This window comes from Burkholderia sp. MSMB1835 (assembly GCF_001526365.1).
Lineage (GTDB): Bacteria > Pseudomonadota > Gammaproteobacteria > Burkholderiales > Burkholderiaceae > Burkholderia.
The window spans coordinates 128502-147526 of sequence record NZ_LOYP01000052.1 but is presented as its reverse complement, the minus strand read 5'-3'; the positions used below and the strand labels follow the sequence as shown (position 1 = coordinate 147526).

Here is a 19025-nt window from a genome sequence, read left to right as displayed (position 1 = left end):
TGCAACGGTCATCGAAGAAAAGGGAACGCTGCACGCCCGTGCCCTCATGGGCACATAACCAAAGCCAAACGCCCTCACGCATCCGCATCCGGAATCCGCGCCGACTGAATCACCACCAGCGTATCGCCCGCCTCGATCCTGCACGGCGGATCCTCGTAAAACGAATGGATCTTCCCGCAGCGGTCGAGCCCGACCACGATCGCGCCCGGCACGACGTTCGTCATGCAGCCGATTTCATGCGGCAACGCCTCGCGCTCCAGCAGCGTCGCGCGACCGCGCGTCGACAGCATGTCGTTCACGAACGGCACGATGTAGCGGCTATGGACCGCGTCCGCCAGCAACAGCGCGCCGATCTTCGTCGACGACACGATCACGTCCGCGCCGGCCTGCCGCAGTTGCCGCTGGTACAGGTTCTCCTGGATCCGCACGACGATCTTCGTATCGGGCGCGATGCTGCGCACCGACAGCGTCAGCAGGATCGCGGTCGGATCGTCGGTCACTGAAATGATCACGGCCTTCGCCGCGCGCACCTGCGCCTGCTGCAGCAGATCCTCGTGCGCCGGATCGCCGAGCAATCCCGTCACGCCGAGCGACGTCGCCGCCTCGAGGGCCTGCTGTTGCGAATCGATCACGATGATCGTGGCCGGATCGACGCCGCTCTCCAGCAACTCGCGCACCGCGATCGACCCCGACAGGCCGTAACCGCACACGACGATGTGATCGGACAGTTGCTTCTGCAGGCGTTTCATGCGGAATTCCTCGACGACGCGCTGGATCACGAACTGATACGCCGTGCCCAGGAAAATGAACCAGATGCCGATGCGGATCGGCACGATGAAGAACGCATCGAGCAGGCGCGCCCGCGCCGTGACGGGCACGATATCGCCGTAGCCGACCGTCGCGACCGTGACCATCGTGAAGTACACGAGATCGGCCACGGTCATCGGCGTGCTCTTGGTCGAATCGCGCAGGCCGTCGCGATCGAGATACAGCACGAGAAACGCAAGCGTGCACAACAGCACGACCGCGCCGAGGCGGAACAGCAGCGTGCGCCGCGGCGACGTCGCGGGGCGCGTGAACAGCGTGCGCGCGCGCGGCGCCTGCCACGGATCGCGGGCGCGACGCAGACGCAGGCGCAACGAGCGGCGCTGATCGGATGGCGTTGCCAACGGGAAATCTCCTGAAGGATGCGGGCTCGATTCTACGACGGGAACGCGTGCGCGCGGCCGGTCACAGCATGCTGCGCGGCCGCACCATCGTCCCGTCGACGAAACGCCGCGCGCGAAACGCCGACAGGTCGAGCGACGGCGCGCCCGTGTCGATCCATTCGGCGAGCAGCCGGCCGACGATCGGCCCCATCGCGAAACCGTGCCCGCAGAACCCGGTCGCAATCGCGAGCCCCGTCGGCGTGCCGGGCGCATCGATCACCGGAATGCCGTCGGGCAGCACGTCGATCAGGCCGGCCCATGCCTCGACGATCTGCGCGTCCTTCAGCGCGGGAAAGATCGCCTTGAGCTTCGCGAGCGCGCGCGGCGCATGCGCGCGATTCGGCTGGGGCTGCGGATCGCGCGGCTCGATCGGCCCGGTCGAGCCGTCGATGCGTGCGAGCACGTCGCGCCAGGCGGACGCACCCAGATGCAGCCGGAACTTGTCGCGTTGCGACCAGAATTCCGGCCAGAAGAGACTCAAGCCGCGCAGATGGCCGAGCGTCAGGTCGACGTCGACCTGCATGTCGTCGGCGAGATTGATCGCGCCGTTCTTGCGCTGCCGGATGCCGAGACCATGGCCCCACACCGTCGCCGCGGACACCGGCGGGACCACGTTGGTACGCATGCAGGTGCCGCGCACGGCCTGTTGCGGCAGCCGGATGCCGACGCCGTCGAGCAGCCGGAAACTGGTCGCGCCGGCCGCGCAGATCACGCGACGCGTGCGGATCGTGCCGCGCTCGGTCGCGACGCCGACGACCGCGCCGCCGGCCGTCTCGATCGCGCTCACACCGCAGCCTTCGAAGAAACGCGCGCCGGCCTCGGTCGCGCGCGCCGCGAATGCGGCGGCCACGCGACGCGGCTCGGCCTGCCCGTCGGTTGCCGTATACAGGCCGCCGAGAGTACGCGCGTGCGTCGACAGCCCTTGCACGCGATCGTCGATCTGGGCGCGCGTCAGCGTGCGCGTGTCGAGCCCGTGCTCGCGCGCGACGGCGAGCCATGCCTGGAACGAGGCCCAGTCGTCTTCGTTGTCCGCCATGTAGAGGCAGCCGCCCTGCCGCCATTCGAGATCGAAGCCGAGCGCCTGCTCCAGGCCTTCCCATATCCGCATGCCGGCCATCATCAGCGGCACTTCGGCCGATTCGCGTCCCTGCTGTCGCACGAAGCCCCACGCGCGCGTCGATTGCTGGCCGGCGATGCGCGACTTGTCGAGCACGACGGCTTTCAGGCCGCGCAGGCCGAGGTAGTAAGCAGCCGCGCAGCCCATGATGCCGGCGCCGGCGACGACGACGTCGGCTTCGGTCGGAAACGCCGTATCGGCGTGGCTCAATGCGTCGTGCAGCGGATAGGTGGTGGTCATTGTTTTCTGTCGGGTCGATGCATGCCCGGCAAAGCTTATCGTGGCGGCGACGTCACATGAAGCGATAAATTTCGAAAACCGTCATTCGGCCATCCCTTCGGGTCCATCATCGCATCGACGCCGCCGCGGTGGCGCGGCCTGCCGACGCCACGGCGCCGCAGCCGCATGTCGCACCGCGACGGTTGCGCTCGCTTGCGCGTCGATACCGGCAGCGGTGGAATTGTCGGCCGCTGCCGGTGCCTCGACACCCTGCGCCGTCGCGGAAATTCGATCCGTAGATGCGGGCTCGCCAAGCGCAACGCGAACCGTTGCGTCGACAAGGCTCGACGCCCGATGCGATCGTTGCCCGCCCAGCCGGATTCCTTATCGATCAGGATTGCGAATTTAATGGCGGACAATACCCGATCGATGCCGCAGCCGTTCGTGCCTGACCGGCTCCGGCGGCTGTTGTCCGCCGGACGAGACGACGGCACGCCGTTCACGTCTATGCACGATGTAGCGCGAACGCGCAATCGATGCGTGTCGGTTCGACGGCGTCGACGGCGACATGTCGAGCGCCCGACAACCACGCGGCCATTCATTCAGTCAGGACTTCGCGGCCTGCCCGGGGAGCCGCCGCCACGCCGGCGTCCTCAGTGCGAATAGCGCGTTTGCGTGCCTGCGGTGCGGTCGAACGGCTGGAGCCTCGCCAGCTGCTCGATCGACATCGTGACGACTTCCAGAACATGTCGCGCGATTTCGTCGTCGGCCATGCCCGCGTTGATGTACCGCTCGATGCTCATCGTGCGGGGCGGATAGCTGCCGGCTTCGTCGTCGACGATGTCGATCCTGGCCGTACGCTGCTCGGGCGACAGCATGATCTGGACGGTTTTGCCGTGAACGACGGTCTGCATGCACAAAGTGGACATTCGCAGTCTCCGATTGCGTTGGCTTCGGACGATCGATACCTCACAACAGGAGTCGTCAATCTACAAATTTCCGCACGCATTCGCAACATTCAGACACGAATTCCCCGTCGTTCGGGCGCAGCACCGCCGGTCGACCCGATGCCCGCATTGCACGGGCATGCGCTGCGCTACGCATAGCGGCTCAGCCATTCTTCGGAGAATTGTCTCGCGTACGCGACCGCTTCGGCTTCGGTGTCGAATTCGCCCAGCTTGCGGAACGCAGCCTCACGGCTGAAACCCACCTTCGTGACCTCGACCTGCGCGGCGTATTTGCCCGTCTCCGTCACGCGCGGCTCGCAGTTCATTTCGTATCCGCGCATCAAGAATTTCTTCTGCATCGGTTCAACACGTTTTTGAAACGGCGGAATCGTAGCACGCAGCTGCGCCGACCTGAAAAGTGTATCCGCGTCGGTCTCACTAGAGGAAACCGTCGATGGATCGCACTCCCGGAACTGCGACGATCCGTCGTGCGATACCCTGAAAAAATGGGGTGGAAACGTCGGTCCGGCGCGTCCGCGCCCTGCGTTGGTGCATCGTGCGGCGATTACCTGCCGCCTCGTGTGGAATCGCATCGCGGCCGACCGGAATGCGGACCGGAAGATGTCGAACTCGCCATCACCGGCACGCGCCGCGTCAAGCCGGGCGTAACTTCGTGACACACCTTTCACACAAACGCACCTTTCACGACACTGAATGACGACCATTTTGCGGTAAAGTTATCTTTTCCGTGCGTGGCCGGTCGGCTCGCCATTGGACGTCATGAAGACTGTCCGCCGAGACTGCCGCAAGGCGTCGTTCTGAACGTCACGATCCGTTCCCGTAGCATGACCACTGAAGCAATCACCACGGATTCCCTCGCGGTTGCCGAGCGCGTGCGCGAGCTGATGACCCGCAACGGCATCGGCAAGCGCCAGCAGACCACCGAGCTGTGCCGCATCCTCGATCTGAGTTTCTCGCAAGGCCACCGCAAACTGCGCGGCAGCAGCCCCTGGACGCTCGCGCAGATCAAGAAAGTCGCCGAAGCGTACGGCGAACCGGCCGCGCAGTTGTTCGGCGCGCAAACGCTCGACCCCGGCATGGTCGGCGCCTATTCCCAGGAAGCCGTCCTGTATGCGGGCGTCGCCGAGATACCGTGCACCGCCTGGATCGGCGCGCCGCTCGAAGCCGGTGCGCGCCCCGAGTTCGTCGCGTACGAACAGAACGGCCGCTGGCGCGTGCTGCGCCATACCGGCGTGCTGTACCAGAACGCGTACGACGTGCACAAGATCGAGATCTACCCGCGCCGCGCGGAGAGCGACAAGCTCGTCGTCGCGGTGGTCGATCCCGATCGCGTCAGCGCGACCGAGCTGTGCCGCTATCTCGAACGGCAGGGTTTCGCGACGGCCGCGTTCGACGGGCTCGCCGCATTCGTCGACGCGCTGCAGGGCCAGGCCTTCGACGCGGTCCTGACCGAATGGCTGTTCGACGACGGGACGGCCGCGACCGCGATCAAGGCCGTGCGCACGTCCGACAATCCGGGCGCGCCGATTTTCGTGCTGACGGGCGACCTGCTCACCGGCCGCGCGAGCGAAGCCGACATCAGCGAAGTGATCCGCGCGTTCGACGTGGTGTGCTACGAAAAACCCGCACGCATGGCGATCCTCAGCGCCGATCTCGCGAAGCGCCTCGCGCGCGGCTGACCTCCGCCGGGCCGGCCGCCCGTCGAATGGCCAACGCACGCGCGGCGCCGCGGGCATGAACCGGTTCCTCAGTACAATAGCCGCACCCGTTCACGCGCATGCCGGCATCCGCCGCCCGACTCCATGGCCCGCCTCATCCCCGACGACTGGAAAAGCCTCGCCGCGACCGGCGCGGCCGAACGCGAGCGCGAAACGCTCGCCGCGCTCGAACACGCGCTGCCCGACAGCTACACCGTGTATCACGGCGTCCACTGGACGCGCGCCGACCAGGCGTTCTCGGTGTTCGGCGAAGCCGCGTTCGTCGTCGTGAGTCCGGCCGGCCGCGTGCTGCTGATCGAGCAGAAGGCCGGCTTCCTGCGCGAAACCCCGAAAGGGCTCGTGAAGGTCTACCTGCAGAAGGAACGCAATGTCCCGATCCAGCTCGCGCGCACGCAGGAGACGCTGCACCGGCGCTTGACGGCCGCGCTCGGCGCGGGCGTCTACGGCGTCGAGGCGCTGCTGTACTGCCCCGACTATTCGATCCGCGACGCGTCGATCGCCGGCGTCGCACCCGAGCGCATCGTCGACGCGTCGCGCAAGGCGCAGCTCGCGCACGTGATCCTGCAGATCCTGCCCGAGGACGACGCGCCCTTTCCGAACGCGCCGAAGCTCCACCATTTCCTCGCGGACGAGCTCGCGCTCACGCCCGACACGAGCGCGCTCGTCGGACAGGCCGGCACGCTCGTCACCCGGCTGTCCGGCGGGCTCGCCGCATGGGCGCGCGAGCTCGCGTTCACGCCGTTCCGGCTGCGCGTCACCGGCACCGCGGGTTCGGGCAAGACACAACTCGCGGTGCAGGTGATGCGCGATGCGGTCGCGGCCGGCCAGCGCGTGCTCTACGTATGCTTCAACCGGCCGCTCGCCGACTACATCGCGCGCATCGCGCCGCCCGGCGCGAAGATCGCGAACTACCACCAGCTGTGCGACTGGGTCGCGCGCGACGGCGGCTATACGCCCGACTTCCAGGTGCCCGGCGAATTCGAACGGCTCGAGGCGCGCTTCGCGCACACGCCGATTCCCGAACGCTGGCGCTTCGACGTGCTGGTCGTCGACGAAGGGCAGGATTTCCACGCGCCGTGGGCGGCCGCGCTGGAGCGCCTGCTCGCGCCGGACGGCGCATGGTGGTGGCTGGAAGATCCGCTGCAGAACCTGTACATGCGCGAACCCGTCGCGCTGCCCGGCTGGGTCACGCTGAAGGCGCTCACCAATTACCGCAGCCCGCGCGACCTGCTCGAATTCGTGCGCGACGTCGTCGGCCGGGCCGAGCCGCTCGCGGCCGAATTGCGCTCGGGCAGCCCGTTCGACGGCTCCGATCCGTCGGTGTCGGCATACGGGGAAGACGGCGCGTCGGGCGACGCGCTGGCGCAAGCCTGCATCGACGCGACCAAGCGTGCGATCACGCAGGCGCTGTCGCTCGGCTTTCGCAAGCAGGACATCGCGGTGCTGTCGTACCGCGGCCGCGAAGGCTCGGTGCTGGCATCCCTCGACCAGCTCGGCCCGCACCGGATCAAGCGCTTCACCGGCAAGTACGACCTGTTCGGCAACCCCGAGTATCGCGACGGCGACGTGCTGCTCGATTCGATCTACCGTTTCAAGGGCCAGTCGGCGCCGTGCGTGATCCTCACCGAAGTCGATTTCGACACGCTCGACGCGCGCGCCGCGCGCAAGCTGTTCGTCGGCGCGACGCGCGCGACGATGAAGCTGCTGATCGTCGCGTCGTCGCGCGCGGCCGCGCAACTCGCGGCCGGTTGATACGACGGGCGGTGCACGTGCCTGTCACGGCGCCGCCGTCATTTCGCTTCAAGCGACCCGAAACGCCCCCACCGTGCGACGCAGCCCATCCGCCTGCTCCTCGAGCGACGCGGCAGCCGCAGCCGCCTGCTCGACCAGCGCCGCGTTCTGCTGCGACACCTGATCCATCTGCGACACCGCGCGGTTCACCTGCTCGATCCCGTCGCGCTGCTCGCTCGATGCGGCCGCGATCTCCGTCATGATGCCCGTCACGCGCCCGATCGCCTGCTGGATGTCCTGCATCGTCGCGCCGGCCGTACCGACGAGCCGCGAGCCGGTCGCGACACGTTCGACCGATTCGCCGATCAGCGTGCGGATTTCCTTCGCCGCGGACGCCGAGCGTTGCGCCAGCGTGCGCACCTCGCCCGCGACCACCGCGAAGCCACGGCCCTGCTCGCCCGCGCGCGCGGCTTCGACCGCCGCATTCAGCGCGAGGATGTTGGTCTGGAACGCGATGCCTTCGATCGTGCCGATGATGTCGGCGACCTTCTGCGAACTCCGGTCGATCTCGTTCATCGTGCCGATCACCTCGCCGACGACCGTCGCGCCGCGCGTCGCGATCTCGCTCGCGCTGTCCGCGCAGGCCTGCGCCTCGAGCGCGTGATCGGCGTTCTGCTTCACGGTCGCCGTCAATTGCTCCATGCTCGCGGCCGTCTGCTGCAGCGCCGACGCCTGCTCCTCGGTGCGCTGCGACAGGTCGGTGTTGCCGGCCGCGATCTGGTGCGTCGCCGTCGAAATCGCTTCGGAACCCTGGCTCACCTGGCGCACCGTATCCGCGAGGCTGCGCTGCATGCCGGTCACGCCCTTGACCAGTTCGGCCATCTCGTCGCGCGACGACCAATGCACTTCCGACGTGAGGTCACCGTCCGACAGCCGACGGAAATGCGACAGCAGGCGATTCACCGGCTGCGTGATCGCGAAATGCAGGCCGATCGCGCACCCGAGGCACGCGGCCAGGCCAAATGCGATGCCCGCGATCGCGCCCGTGCGCATCCAGCCGTAATAGGTCTGCGCGGTGTCGTACACGTCCTTGCCGCGCGCGGCCTGGTACGCATCGAGCGCGTCGGTCGCCTGCGTGAGCGCGACCGACAGCGGCGGCGCGACCGTCATCAGCAACCGGTCGGCTTCGTCGCGCCGCCCTTCGCGAATCGCGTCGATCATCGGCTTCAACGCCTGTCCGATCAGCGCCTGGCGCGCGGCATCGAGGCGGCTCGCGAGCGGGCCCTCGTCGTCGCCGTGCGGCATCGCCGCGTAGGTGCGCCACGCCGTGTCCGCCTTCGCGAGATAGCCCTCGGCCTTCTTCACGAGATCGGGCACCTCCGGCGCTTCCGGATGCAGCAGCGCACGGTCGAGCGTCGTCCGCACGATCGTCAGATTCAGGCTCGCCGCGGACAGCGCGGTCTTCGCCGCGAGTTGCCGCGTATAGGCCTCGTCGAGGGCGCGGTTCGAGCTCTGCATGCCCGCGAGGCCGATCAGCCCCGACACGACGAGCAGCGCGGCGACGAGGCCGAGCGTGGAGAAAATCCGCGTACGGATCGAGAAACGGGAAAACAGGGCGTTCAGGTTCATGACGGCACGTGAGCGATGAAAAGTGCCGCGGCAATCGGTCCGCGGCAAGCTGTATTACGGTTTGCCTGCAAAAAACTTGAGTCCGTCCCTGCTTCGCGGCTGACCGCGATCAATTTTTCGGGCGGCAATTTCCTGTTACGACTGCAACATATCGAGGCTGGGCAGAAATTGACTAGGCAATCATCCATGGCTATATTTCGACTCAATTCCCTGCCATGGCAGATATTTCGATGACACCCCATACGCTCCTCACTTCTCCGTCCGCGTCCTCGGACGCGGCCCGCCGCAATGCGCCGACCGGGCTGATCGTCGCCGCGCTGCTGCTCGTGATGCTGCTGTCCGCGCTCGACCAGACGATCGTGTCGACCGCGCTGCCGACGATCGTCGGCGAACTCGGCGGGCTCGACCAGTTGTCGTGGGTCGTCACCGCGTACCTGCTGTCGTCGACCGCGGTGCTGCCCCTGTACGGCAAGCTCGGCGACCTGTACGGCCGCAAGATCGTGCTGCAGGGCGCGATCGTGCTGTTCCTCGCCGGCTCCGCGCTGTGCGGCGTCGCGCAGGACATGACGCAACTGATCGTGCTGCGCGCGCTGCAGGGGCTCGGCGGCGGCGGCCTGATGGTCGTCACGATGGCCGCGATCGGCGATCTGGTCCCGCCCGATCGCCGGGCGCGCTACCAGGGGATGTTCGGCGGCGTCTACGGCCTCGCGACGATCGTCGGCCCGCTGCTCGGCGGCTTCCTGGTCGAGCATCTTTCATGGCGCTGGATCTTCACGATCAACCTGCCGCTCGGTGTGCTCGCGCTCGCGGTGATCGGCATGGCGTTCCGGCCGCACACCGCGCACGTGAAGCACCGGATCGACTACATGGGCGCCGCGTTCCTCGCGACCGCCCTCACCTGCGTGATCCTGTTCACGAGCGAAGGCGGCTCGCTGCTGCCATGGACGTCGCCCCAGCTGTGGATGACGCTGGTGCTCGGCCTCGTCGCGATCGGCGGCTTCATTTACGAGGAGCGCATCGCGGCCGAGCCGATCATGCCGCTCGACCTGTTCCGCCATCGCACCTTCGTGCTGGTCAGCCTGATCGGCTTCGTGGTCGGCATCGCGCTGTTCGGCTCGGTCACCTTCATTCCGCTCTACCTGCAGGTCGTGAAGGGCTCGACGCCGTCGCAGGCCGGCATGCAGTTGCTGCCGATGATGGGCGGGATGCTCGTGACGTCGATCGTCAGCGGGCGGCTGATCTCGCGGTTCGGCTCGTACCGGCTGTTCCCGATCGGGGGGACGCTGATGGGCGGCGTCGCAATGGCGCTGCTGTCGACGCTGACGCTCGATACGCCGCTGCACACGATGTACGCGTACATGGCGCTGCTCGGGATCGGGCTCGGGATGGTGATGCCCGTGTTGACGCTCGCCGTGCAGAACACGGTCGAATTCCGGCACATGGGTGTGGCGACGTCGGGCGCGACGCTGTTCCGCTCGATCGGCGGCTCGCTCGGTGTCGCCGCATTCGGCGCGCTGTTTTCGCACGGGCTGCAGTCGCGGATGATGCACGCGCTGCCGGCCGGTACCGAACTGCCGCCCGCGCTCGGCCCGGCCGCCGTGCACCAGTTGCCGGATGCCGTGCGCGACGCGTACCTGCACGCGTTCGCCGGTTCGCTGCACGTCGTCTATCTGTCGGCCGCGGCGGTGATCGCGATCGCGTTCGTGCTTGCCTGGTTCGTCGAAGATGCGCCGCTGCGCAAACACCCCTGAGCGCCGGCGGCTCGCGATGCGACCGCCGGGCCGCCGCGCGTCCGCCGTCCCCGCCGTCACGCCAGCAGCACGACCCCGCCCGTCGTCGCCCGCGACTCCAGCAACCGGTGCGCCTCGGCGGCCTGTTCGAGCGGCAGCCGCGCGCCGATCTCGACGTGCATCCCGCCGGCCAGCCGGTCGAGCGTCGCCCGCGCGGCGTCCCGATACGCACCGACATCGCGCGCGATGAAACCGAGCACGCTCGGCCGCGCGAGCGCGATCGAACGGGCCGGGCCCAATTCGTCGAGATCGAACGTCTGCCGCGCGCCGATCGCGGCCACCTGTCCGATGCTCGCGACCATGCCGAACGGACGAATCGCGCCGAGCGTGCGGGTCAGCACGTCGCCGCCGATGCCGTCGATCGCGTAGTCGACGCCCGCGCCGCCGCCGAACGTACGCGCGGCCGCGACGAAATCCTCCTCGCGATAATCGACCACCGCTTCCGCGCCGTGCGCGCGCACGAGCGCGGCTTTCGCGGCCGATCCGACCGTGCCGATCACCCGCGCGCCGAGCGCACGCGCCCACTGCGTCGCGAGCAGCCCGACGCCGCCGGCCGCTGCATGCACGAGCACCGTGTCGCCGGCGCCGACCTGCCGGACACGATGCAGCAGCATGTAGACGGTGATCCCCTTCAGCAGCCCGGCGGCGGCGGCTTCGTCGCTCAGCCCGTCGGGGATCGGCAGCACGCGCTCGGCCGGCATCGTGCGCAGGCTCGCATAGCTGCCGGTCGGCAGGCCCGCATACGCGACGCGCTGCCCGCGCGCGAAATCCGTCACGCCCGGCCCGACCGCGTCGATTACGCCGGCCGCCTCGACGCCGAGCGCCTCCGGCAGCGCGGGCAACGCGTGCGCGCCCGTCCGGAAATAGATGTCGACGAAATTCACGCCGATCGCGGTCTGGCGAATCCGCACTTCTCCGGCCCCGGGCGGCGCGACGGGCGCATCGACGCGGCGCAGCACGCCGGCGTCGCCGTAACGGTCGATCCCGATCCGGATGGCATGGGCGGTTTGGGTCATGGCGTTCCTCGCTATCGAATGAAGTGACACGATCATCTCATCGTGCATAATCGAACGGAATTCACGTTCAACGCCCATCTACTGTGCAAAATTCGACCGATCGCGAGGCTGCCGACGCGCCCACCCTGCCGATGAGCTGGGATGACATTCGCTACTTCCTGGCGGTGATGCGCGGCGGCAGCCTGTCGGCCGCCGCCCGGGCGCTGCAGGTCCAGCATTCGACGGTCGCGCGGCGGATCGACGCGCTGGAGTCGGCGCTCGGGATCCGGCTGTTCGACCGGCTGCCGCGCGGCTGGCCGCCGACCGACGAGGGGCTGCACGTCGCCGAGCACGCCGCGCGCCTCGAAGCCGACGCGCATGCGTTCGCGCGCGCGGCGCAGGGCGCGGCCGCGCTCGACGGCGTGGTGCGCGTATCGGCATCGCCGGTATTCGCCAGCCATTTCCTCGCGCCGCGCCTGGCCCGCGCGCAGCGCGCATGGCCGGCGTTGCGGATCGACCTGATGGGCGAGATGCATGCGGCGAACCTGTACGCACGCGAAGCCGATCTCGCGGTGCGGCTGTCGCGGCCGAGCGAACCTGGGCTCGCCGCGCGCCGGCTCGGCACGATGCGCTTCGCGCTGTGCGCGACCCGGGAATGGGCGGACGCGCCGCCCGATCGTTGGTCGTTCGTCGGCTACGACGATGCGCTCGCGCAAACGCCGCAGCAGCAATGGCTCGAACGCTTCGCGGCCGGGCGTCGTTTTGCGTTCATCGCCAACGACCTGGCCGCGCAGCATCGCGCGTGCGCAGCCGGGGCCGGCGTCGCGCTGCTGCCGCGGTTTCTCGTCGACGATCCGGCCGCGCACGCCGGCGCGCCGCTCGTCGAGCTGACGGCCGCGCCGCGCTGCGACATCGAGCGCGAGATCTGGCTCGTCGTTCACCCGGACGTGCGCCGCTCGCCGCGCGTGCAGCGCGTCGCCGACGCGATAGCCGATGCGGTCCACGCGGCGGACGGTCGGCTGTAAGCCGCCGAAACCGCAAACGGCTTTGCCAGCCGCGCCAGCAGCCGGCATAGTAGCGTTTTGACTTCGCTCGCCCTGCCGCCATGCCTGCCGCTCCCGCCTGCGTCGTTCGCGACGCGACCGACGCCGACCTCGATGCAATTCACGCGATCTATGCGCACCACGTGCATCACAGCGTCGCGTCGTTCGAGGAAACGCCGCCCGACGTCGCCGAACTGCGCGCACGCCGCGACGCGGTGCTGCGCCACGGGTTACCGTATCTCGTCGCCGAATGCGACGGCCGCGTGGCCGGCTACGCCTACGCGACGCCGTACCGCACGCGCAGCGCGTACCGCTTCGCGATCGAGGATTCGATCTACATCGACGATGCGCAGCGCGGGCGCGGCATCGGCCGCGCATTGCTCGCGGCGCTGATCGAGCACTGCGAACGCGGCCCGTGGCGGCAGATGATCGCGGTGATCGCCGACGGCGGCACCGGCGGCTCGACGTCGCTGCATCGCGCGTTCGGCTTCGAGCCGGCCGGCCTGCTGAAATCGGTCGGTTTCAAGCACGGCCGCTGGATCGACACGGCGCTGCTGCAGCGCCCGCTCGGCGACGGCGCGAACACGCGCCCCGCCTCGCCCGAGCCTGGCGCGGCGCGCTAGAATGGCCGCATGTCAAAACAGACTCATTCCACGCCCGACGAGGCCACGCCGGATTCCCGCAACGAGTACACGGTCGACGAACTCGCGCGCGTGTCCGATACCACCGTGCGCAACGTCCGCGCCTATCAGGATCGCGGGCTGCTCGCGCCGCCGGAGAAACGCGGTCGCGTCGGCATCTACGACGACACGCACGTCGCGCGGCTGAAGCTGATCAACCATCTGCTCGCGCGCGGCTATACGCTGTCGAACATCCAGGACCTGATCAAGGCGATCGACGAAGGCCACGACCTGCGCTCGATTCTCGGCCTCGAAAACGCGATCGGCGGCCGCTGGTCGCACGAGTTGCCGAAAACCTATTCGCTCGCCGCGCTCGCGCAGATGTTCGGCCCGCAGGCGACTACGCAACTGTCGCGCGTGACCGAGCTCGGACTGCTCGAACGGCGCGGTCTGTCGTTCGTCGCGAAAAGCCCCGCGCTGCTCGAGGCGGCGGCCGCGATGACGAAGGAAGGGATTCCGCCGCGCGAGCTGCTCGACGTGATCAGCCTCGCGCGCCCGCATTTCGACGCGATCGCGCGGCTGCTCGTCGATCTCGTCGTGAAGCGGCTCGACCGTTACGACGCCGGCACGCTGCCGCCGGCCACCGACGTGCCCGAACTGGTCGACGCGATCTGGCGCCTGCGCCCGCTCGCGGCCGTGTTCGTCGAGGGCGAGACGAACCGCGCGCTCGAAACGGCCGCCAGCGCGTATCTCGGCGGGCGGGTCGCGACGATCCTCGACAAGAAGCTCAGCGACGAAGCGGCGCGGCAGTCGGGTACGACCGATACGCAAGGCGACGGCGACAACGCATAGGGCGCGCCGTCTTGCGTCGGTTCGCCGCTCACGACGCGCGCGCATCCGGTTCGCGGAAGGACCGACGGCCGTTGCCGATGAGAAGCGCCGTTCGCCGGGACCGGCGCATGGCCGGCAGCACCGTTCGACCCTCATTCCCGCCGGACGGCGCCGCATCGCTCCGCCCACGGTCACCGGCCGCGCCGCAAAACAGTTACAAGTTATCGGTTGACGCGAACCCGCCCGGCGGTTAGTGTATGCGTCGAAGTCCAAGAAGTCCGATTGCTGTTCATCAATTGCTCGCTCTCCCCTCAGCGGTATTCGTTGTCCTCTCCCTCCTTGACGCTTCAAGCGCTCTTTCACAGAGCAAATCTCCGTATATTTTTTCTCAAGGAATCTTCATGGATACCGGTATCGTCAAGTGGTTCAACGACAGCAAAGGCTTTGGCTTCATCACGCCGGACAAGGGCGGTGACGACCTGTTCGCTCATTTCTCCGAAATCCGCGCCGACGGCTTCAAGACGCTGGCCGAGAATCAAAAAGTGAGCTTCGAAACGAAGCAAGGCCCGAAGGGTCTGCAAGCGGCCAACATCAAGCCGCTGTAAAGTTTGAAGGGCCCGGCCTCCCACGACGGACGCCGGGTCGCAGCGACATCCCCACGGAGCTTCGTCTCCTAAAGTTGGCGCGATCGGCTCGATCTGCATTTATTCGGTTAGCAGCTCGCCCGGCGCCACACGTCTCGTTGCACTTCATCCCCCCTCCGGCCGCAACGCCTTATTTTAGCTTTCCGACTGCGTCAGATTCAGCTCGCAATGGCGTTGAATCGGCGTACCCGTGCGTATTGCGCACGGCACGCGCGCACTCGACCATCATTAAAATTAAAATGGACAACCAACGAATTCAACAGTACAACGGCTATGCCGTCCAACCCTCGGCGCATCGCCTGCCCGACGGGTATTTTTCATCCAACCTGCTGCTCGAACGTACCGACGGCACGCACGACGAAGGCCGCTACCAGTTCTATTCGCTCGATTACTTCGCGAGCGAAGCGCAGGCGCTGGCGCATTCGGCACGCTGGGCACGCAACTGGGTCGACACGCGCGGTTGACGGCAGCGCCCCCGTATCGGCGCCTGCCGCACATGAGCCGTCGGTGCGGCCGGTTCGAGCTTCCGGATCGCCGCGCCGACGTCGCCGTCAAGCTGCGCCCGCTCCGCGCGGACATTGGCGACGTATTGCGACATCAGCGCAGACGGCCATCAAGAAAACCGGCGGGCAACGGCCCACCGGCCTTCTGCACGACACGTCCGTTCGCCGACTTCACCGCCCCGCCACCTTCTTCTGCCGCCACAGGCACAGCAGATCGCAAGCCACGTGCGCGGCCGCGATCGCCGTAATGTCCGCGTGATCGTACGCAGGCGCCACCTCCACCACGTCCGCCCCGACCAGATTCACCGCCCCGAGCCCCCTCACGATCGCCAGCGCCTGCGCCGACGACAACCCGCCCGCGACCGGCGTCCCCGTTCCCGGCGCGAAGGCGGGATCGAGACAATCGATATCGAACGTCAGATACGCGGGCCGCGCGCCGACGATCTCGACGATCCGCTCGACCGCCGCGCGCGAACCATGGTCATGCACCCACGCGGCATCGAGCCGCTCGATCCCGAGAAAGTCGTCGTTCCACGTGCGGATGCCGACCTGCACCGACGTCGCGGGATCGATGAGCCCTTCCTTCACCGCCTTGTAAAACATCGTCCCGTGATTGAGGCTGTCCGGATCGTCGTCGGCCCACGTATCGCAGTGCGCGTCGAAATGGATCAGCGACAGCGGCTTGCCGTAGCGCTCCGCATGCGCGACCAGCAGCGGATACGTGATGTAGTGGTCGCCGCCGAGCGTCAGCATCTTCGCGCCCGAGCGCAGGATCGTGCGCGCATGCTCGACGATCGCGGGCTTGATCGACAGCGGGTTGTGCGCATCGAACCAGCAGTCGCCGTAGTCGACGGCCGCGAGGTCGTCGAACGGATCGAAGCCCCACGGATACGGATGGAGCTCCGCGAGCTGCACGCTCGCCGCACGAATCGCGGCCGGCCCGAGCCGCGCACCGGAACGATAGGTCGTCGCGAGATCGAGCGGCACGCCCGAGATCGCGACGTCGATACCGTCGAGCGTGCGCGAGTAATTGCGGCGCATGAACGACAGCACGCCCGCATAGGTGTTTTCGATCGAGGAGCCGTACGGCGTCGTGCGACGGATCGCGCCGTCGCCGTGAAGAAGTTCGGTCATGGTCGGGTTCGGGTTCGTGGTGGCCGGGGCGCCCCGCTTCGAGCGAGCGCTCGCGCCGGGCACCGCGTGGATACGTCGGGCCTGCACCGGCTCGCGCATCCGGTCGCGAGGCAAGGCGGGACATCGACGCCGACAACGGCAATACCGCGGCGATCATAGCAAGCCGATTCGCAGCCGTTGCCCCGGTTCAGCCGGGGCAACGCGCGGAAAAATCCGCTGGCGGCGGGGCGGCGCGTCGCCGTCGTTTCCTAGAAGGATTCGCCGGTTTTCGCGCCCCCGTTCTTCCGGATAATGGCCGGCAGCCGCGCCATCGACCGCGCGCCGTCCACCACGGACGACAACGAACCGGAGACCCCCGCCTTGATCGCCACGCTTCCCGCCGCCTACCGCCGGCTCCGGCCGCTCGCCATCGCCGCGGCGCTGCTGTACGGGCTCTCGCTCGCCGCCGCGCCCTATCCGGGCCAAGCCGCCACAAAAGCCGCGATGGGCATCCTGCTGCTCGCGGCGGGCAGCACCTGCGGCGCGCCGCGCGAACGCACGTGGCTGTGCGCGGCGCTCGCGACCGCCGTGCTCGGCGACGTGCTGCTCGCGCTGCCCGACTGGCCGCTGTCGTTCGTCCTGGGCCTGGGCGCGTTCCTGCTCACGCATCTGTGTTATTGCGCGATCTTCTTCCGGTGGCGCGCGCGGCCGCACGGCTGGCGCATCGTTGCGCTCGTCGGGCTGTGGATCGCCGCGCCGGCGTTTTACGTGGCGTTCTTCCCGCATCTCGGCGAGCTGCAGGCGCCGGTCGCCGTCTACATGCTCGTGCTGTGCGCGATGGCGAGCTTCGCGCTCGCCGCCCGCACGCATGGCCCGCTGGTCGCGCTCGGCAGCCTGGTCTTCGTCGGCTCGGACACGCTGATCGGTGTCGGCCGGTTCCTCGGCGGCTTTCCGGGTATCGACTATTTCATCTGGGGCCTCTATGCGCTCGCGCAGGTCACGATCGTGGCCGGGGTTTTCCATGAGACGGCCGACCAATCGATCCGTCCCTGATACCGTTTCAAACAGGGCGCCGCATGCCGGCGGCCCCGCTTCTTCCGTGTCTCGCCCTGTCGACGGCCTTTCCGCTCATCCCGCATCGCGGAAACCGGACCGTTCCAAACCCCGCTCAGCCTTTTCCCGCGTGGTTTTCAGCCCTTAGAGCGCCGCTTCTAGCCCCTTGCGGTTTCGAGGTTCACGCACTATCGTTACATCAACCAATGTAACATTAAAAAATGAGCCAAATCGGAGACACCCGGATGAATGCTCGCACGTTGCCTTTCGGTCCACCCGGCCATGACGGCCTGGACGAAACCATCGACATCGCCATCATCGGCACCGGCTTTGCCGGCCTCGGGATGGCGATCCGCCTGAAACAAACGGGCGTGACCGACTTCGTCGTCCTCGAGAAAGCCGCGTCGGTCGGCGGCACATGGCGCGACAATCATTACCCCGGGTGTGCATGCGACGTGCAATCGCACGTCTATTCGTTCTCGTTCGCGCCGAACCCGCGCTGGACGCGCATGTTCGCGCCGCAGCCGGAGATCCGCGCGTATCTGGAAGACTGCGTGCAGCGCTTCGGCGTCGGCCCGCACCTGCGGATGAATCACGAACTGCAGCGCGCCGAATACGACGAAGCCGCGCAACGCTGGCGCCTCACGTTCGCGAACGGCAAGCGGCTGTCCGCGCGCGTGCTGGTGTCGGGCATGGGCGGCCTGTCGCGCGCCGCGCTGCCGGCGATTCCCGGCGTCGAAACCTTCCAGGGTCGCGCATTCCATTCGCAGCAGTGGGATCACGATTACGCGCTCGAAGGCAAGCGCGTCGCGGTGATCGGCACCGGTGCGAGCGCGATCCAGTTCGTGCCGCAGATCGCGCCGCGCGTGAAGTCGCTCGCGCTGTTCCAGCGCACGCCGCCGTGGATCATGCCGAAGCCCGACCGCAACCTGACCGGCTTCGAGAAATGGCTGTTCCGCACGCTGCCGTTCACGCAGAAGGTCGTGCGCAGCGGCATCTACTGGATGCTCGAATCGCGCGTGCTCGGCTTCGCGATCCATCCGTCGCTGATGAAGAACGTGCAGAAGCTCGCGCTGCGCCACATCCGCAAACAGATCCCCGATCCGGCGCTGCGCAAGACGGTCACGCCGAACTACACGCTCGGTTGCAAGCGCGTACTGATCTCGAACGACTACTACCCGGCGTTGTCGCGCAAGAACGTCGACGTGATCACGACCGGCATCGATCGCATCGAAGCCGACGCGGTCGTGACGACCGACGGCAAGCGTCATGAAGTCGACTGCCTGATCTACGGCACCGGCTTCCAGGTGGCCGACCCGTATCCGCGCGGGGCGATCATCGGCCGCGGCGGCCTCGACATCGTCGACGCGTGGCGCGACGGCGCGCATGCGTATCTCGGCACGACGCTGCCGGGCTACCCGAACTTCTTCATGATCGTCGGCCCGAACACGGGCCTCGGTCACAACTCGATGGTGTTCATGATCGAGTCGCAGATCGAGTACATCCTCGGCGCGCTGCAGGCGATGCACCGCGAACGCGCCGACGCGATCGAGGTGCGCCCGCTCGTCGAGGCGCAGTTCAACAGCGACCTGCAGGGCAAGCTGAAAAAGGCGATCTGGTCGACGGGCGGCTGCAAGAGCTGGTACCTCGACCCGCGCACCGGCAAGAACACGACGCTGTGGCCGGGCTTCACGTGGCGCTTCCGCCAGGCGACCGCGCACTTCTCGATCGCCGATTACCACGCGTATCGCGCGCCGCAGCACGACACGACCGCGCGGCCCGTCGCCGCGCCGGCCGCTTCCGCTTCCGCTTCCACGTCCGCCGAAGCGGCCTGAGCCAGACA

General features: G+C 67.8%; 17 protein-coding genes. 10 read left to right on the top strand and 7 right to left on the bottom strand.

Annotated elements, in window-relative coordinates:
* Window positions 1–74: 74 nt before the first annotated feature.
* From WS96_RS24765 to WS96_RS34820, 4 genes are all read right to left on the bottom strand, one after another.
* Window positions 75–1169 (bottom strand): potassium channel family protein, encoded by a 1095-nt coding sequence (locus tag WS96_RS24765; protein ID WP_059500269.1) that lies wholly within the window; start codon window positions 1167–1169, stop codon window positions 75–77.
* 61 nt (window positions 1170–1230) lie between these two features.
* Entirely contained in the window at window positions 1231–2565 is a 1335-nt protein-coding gene (locus WS96_RS24760; RefSeq protein WP_059836103.1) for an NAD(P)/FAD-dependent oxidoreductase, read from the bottom strand.
* Window positions 2566–3197: 632 nt separating this feature from the next.
* Window positions 3198–3473 carry a hypothetical protein gene (locus WS96_RS24755; RefSeq protein ID WP_059836101.1) on the bottom strand — a complete coding sequence of 92 codons (276 nt, stop codon included), beginning with the start codon at window positions 3471–3473 and terminating at the stop codon, window positions 3198–3200.
* A 167-nt stretch (window positions 3474–3640) separates the two neighbouring features.
* Window positions 3641–3850 carry a hypothetical protein gene (locus tag WS96_RS34820; RefSeq protein ID WP_011547465.1) on the bottom strand — a complete coding sequence of 70 codons (210 nt, stop codon included), beginning with the start codon at window positions 3848–3850 and terminating at the stop codon, window positions 3641–3643.
* A 486-nt stretch (window positions 3851–4336) separates the two neighbouring features.
* Here WS96_RS34820 and WS96_RS24745 point away from each other — a divergent pair, with 486 nt between their 5' ends.
* Both WS96_RS24745 and WS96_RS24740 read left to right on the top strand, forming a co-directional pair.
* The gene (locus WS96_RS24745) at window positions 4337–5191 is read left to right on the top strand and encodes a helix-turn-helix domain-containing protein (RefSeq protein WP_059836099.1); all 855 of its coding nucleotides are present in this window, start codon (window positions 4337–4339) and stop codon (window positions 5189–5191) included.
* A gap of 123 nt (window positions 5192–5314) precedes the next feature.
* On the top strand, window positions 5315–6982 hold the full coding sequence (locus WS96_RS24740; RefSeq protein WP_059836097.1) for an ATP-binding domain-containing protein: 1668 nt from the start codon (window positions 5315–5317) through the stop codon (window positions 6980–6982).
* A 48-nt stretch (window positions 6983–7030) separates the two neighbouring features.
* Here the strand turns inward: WS96_RS24740 and WS96_RS24735 are convergent, their stop codons facing one another.
* On the bottom strand, window positions 7031–8590 hold the full coding sequence (locus WS96_RS24735; protein ID WP_059836095.1) for a methyl-accepting chemotaxis protein: 1560 nt from the start codon (window positions 8588–8590) through the stop codon (window positions 7031–7033).
* 230 nt (window positions 8591–8820) lie between these two features.
* Here WS96_RS24735 and WS96_RS24730 point away from each other — a divergent pair, with 230 nt between their 5' ends.
* On the top strand, window positions 8821–10341 hold the full coding sequence (locus WS96_RS24730; protein ID WP_059836093.1) for an MDR family MFS transporter: 1521 nt from the start codon (window positions 8821–8823) through the stop codon (window positions 10339–10341).
* Window positions 10342–10397: 56 nt separating this feature from the next.
* On the opposite strand, the gene WS96_RS24725 is transcribed toward WS96_RS24730, so the two are convergent.
* Window positions 10398–11396: a quinone oxidoreductase family protein gene (locus tag WS96_RS24725; protein ID WP_059836091.1), complete on the bottom strand. Its 999-nt coding sequence runs from the start codon at window positions 11394–11396 to the stop codon at window positions 10398–10400.
* Window positions 11397–11527: 131 nt separating this feature from the next.
* Here WS96_RS24725 and WS96_RS24720 point away from each other — a divergent pair, with 131 nt between their 5' ends.
* The 5 genes from WS96_RS24720 (at window position 11528) to WS96_RS24700 (ending at window position 14977) form a co-directional block, all read left to right on the top strand.
* The gene (locus WS96_RS24720; protein WP_059836483.1) at window positions 11528–12400 is read left to right on the top strand and encodes a LysR family transcriptional regulator; all 873 of its coding nucleotides are present in this window, start codon (window positions 11528–11530) and stop codon (window positions 12398–12400) included.
* 80 nt (window positions 12401–12480) lie between these two features.
* Window positions 12481–13041 (top strand): GNAT family N-acetyltransferase, encoded by a 561-nt coding sequence (locus WS96_RS24715; protein WP_059836089.1) that lies wholly within the window; start codon window positions 12481–12483, stop codon window positions 13039–13041.
* 9 nt (window positions 13042–13050) lie between these two features.
* Complete coding sequence (locus WS96_RS24710) at window positions 13051–13890, top strand: MerR family transcriptional regulator (protein WP_059836087.1); 840 nt, start codon at window positions 13051–13053, stop codon at window positions 13888–13890.
* 380 nt (window positions 13891–14270) lie between these two features.
* On the top strand, window positions 14271–14474 hold the full coding sequence (locus WS96_RS24705; RefSeq protein WP_011549079.1) for a cold-shock protein: 204 nt from the start codon (window positions 14271–14273) through the stop codon (window positions 14472–14474).
* A gap of 278 nt (window positions 14475–14752) precedes the next feature.
* The gene (locus tag WS96_RS24700; RefSeq protein ID WP_059836085.1) at window positions 14753–14977 is read left to right on the top strand and encodes a hypothetical protein; all 225 of its coding nucleotides are present in this window, start codon (window positions 14753–14755) and stop codon (window positions 14975–14977) included.
* 210 nt (window positions 14978–15187) lie between these two features.
* On the opposite strand, the gene speB is transcribed toward WS96_RS24700, so the two are convergent.
* A complete protein-coding gene (gene speB / locus WS96_RS24695) occupies window positions 15188–16150 on the bottom strand; it encodes an agmatinase (RefSeq protein ID WP_059836481.1) in 963 nt (320 codons plus the stop codon).
* 360 nt (window positions 16151–16510) lie between these two features.
* On the opposite strand from speB, the gene WS96_RS24690 reads away from it, so the two are divergent.
* Together WS96_RS24690 and WS96_RS24685 are read left to right on the top strand one after the other, a co-directional pair.
* A complete protein-coding gene (locus tag WS96_RS24690) occupies window positions 16511–17182 on the top strand; it encodes a lysoplasmalogenase (protein WP_059836479.1) in 672 nt (223 codons plus the stop codon).
* A 245-nt stretch (window positions 17183–17427) separates the two neighbouring features.
* The gene (locus WS96_RS24685; RefSeq protein ID WP_059836083.1) at window positions 17428–19017 is read left to right on the top strand and encodes a flavin-containing monooxygenase; all 1590 of its coding nucleotides are present in this window, start codon (window positions 17428–17430) and stop codon (window positions 19015–19017) included.
* The last annotated feature ends 8 nt before the right edge of the window (window positions 19018–19025 follow it).

Bases quoted from the DNA above. Each gene is read 5' to 3' on its own strand.
- WS96_RS24685 (WP_059836083.1), top strand. From the start codon at position 17,428: ATGAATGCTCGCACGTTGCCTTTCGGTCCACCCGGCCATGACGGCCTG.
- WS96_RS24735 (WP_059836095.1), bottom strand. From the start codon at position 8,590: ATGAACCTGAACGCCCTGTTTTCCCGTTTCTCGATCCGTACGCGGATT.
- speB (WP_059836481.1), bottom strand. From the start codon at position 16,150: ATGACCGAACTTCTTCACGGCGACGGCGCGATCCGTCGCACGACGCCG.
- WS96_RS34820 (WP_011547465.1), bottom strand. From the start codon at position 3,850: ATGCAGAAGAAATTCTTGATGCGCGGATACGAAATGAACTGCGAGCCG.
- WS96_RS24720 (WP_059836483.1), top strand. From the start codon at position 11,528: ATGAGCTGGGATGACATTCGCTACTTCCTGGCGGTGATGCGCGGCGGC.
- WS96_RS24725 (WP_059836091.1), bottom strand. From the start codon at position 11,396: ATGACCCAAACCGCCCATGCCATCCGGATCGGGATCGACCGTTACGGC.
- WS96_RS24760 (WP_059836103.1), bottom strand. From the start codon at position 2,565: ATGACCACCACCTATCCGCTGCACGACGCATTGAGCCACGCCGATACG.
- WS96_RS24745 (WP_059836099.1), top strand. From the start codon at position 4,337: ATGACCACTGAAGCAATCACCACGGATTCCCTCGCGGTTGCCGAGCGC.
- WS96_RS24755 (WP_059836101.1), bottom strand. From the start codon at position 3,473: ATGTCCACTTTGTGCATGCAGACCGTCGTTCACGGCAAAACCGTCCAG.
- WS96_RS24715 (WP_059836089.1), top strand. From the start codon at position 12,481: ATGCCTGCCGCTCCCGCCTGCGTCGTTCGCGACGCGACCGACGCCGAC.
- WS96_RS24710 (WP_059836087.1), top strand. From the start codon at position 13,051: ATGTCAAAACAGACTCATTCCACGCCCGACGAGGCCACGCCGGATTCC.
- WS96_RS24700 (WP_059836085.1), top strand. From the start codon at position 14,753: ATGGACAACCAACGAATTCAACAGTACAACGGCTATGCCGTCCAACCC.
- WS96_RS24740 (WP_059836097.1), top strand. From the start codon at position 5,315: ATGGCCCGCCTCATCCCCGACGACTGGAAAAGCCTCGCCGCGACCGGC.
- WS96_RS24730 (WP_059836093.1), top strand. From the start codon at position 8,821: ATGACACCCCATACGCTCCTCACTTCTCCGTCCGCGTCCTCGGACGCG.
- WS96_RS24705 (WP_011549079.1), top strand. From the start codon at position 14,271: ATGGATACCGGTATCGTCAAGTGGTTCAACGACAGCAAAGGCTTTGGC.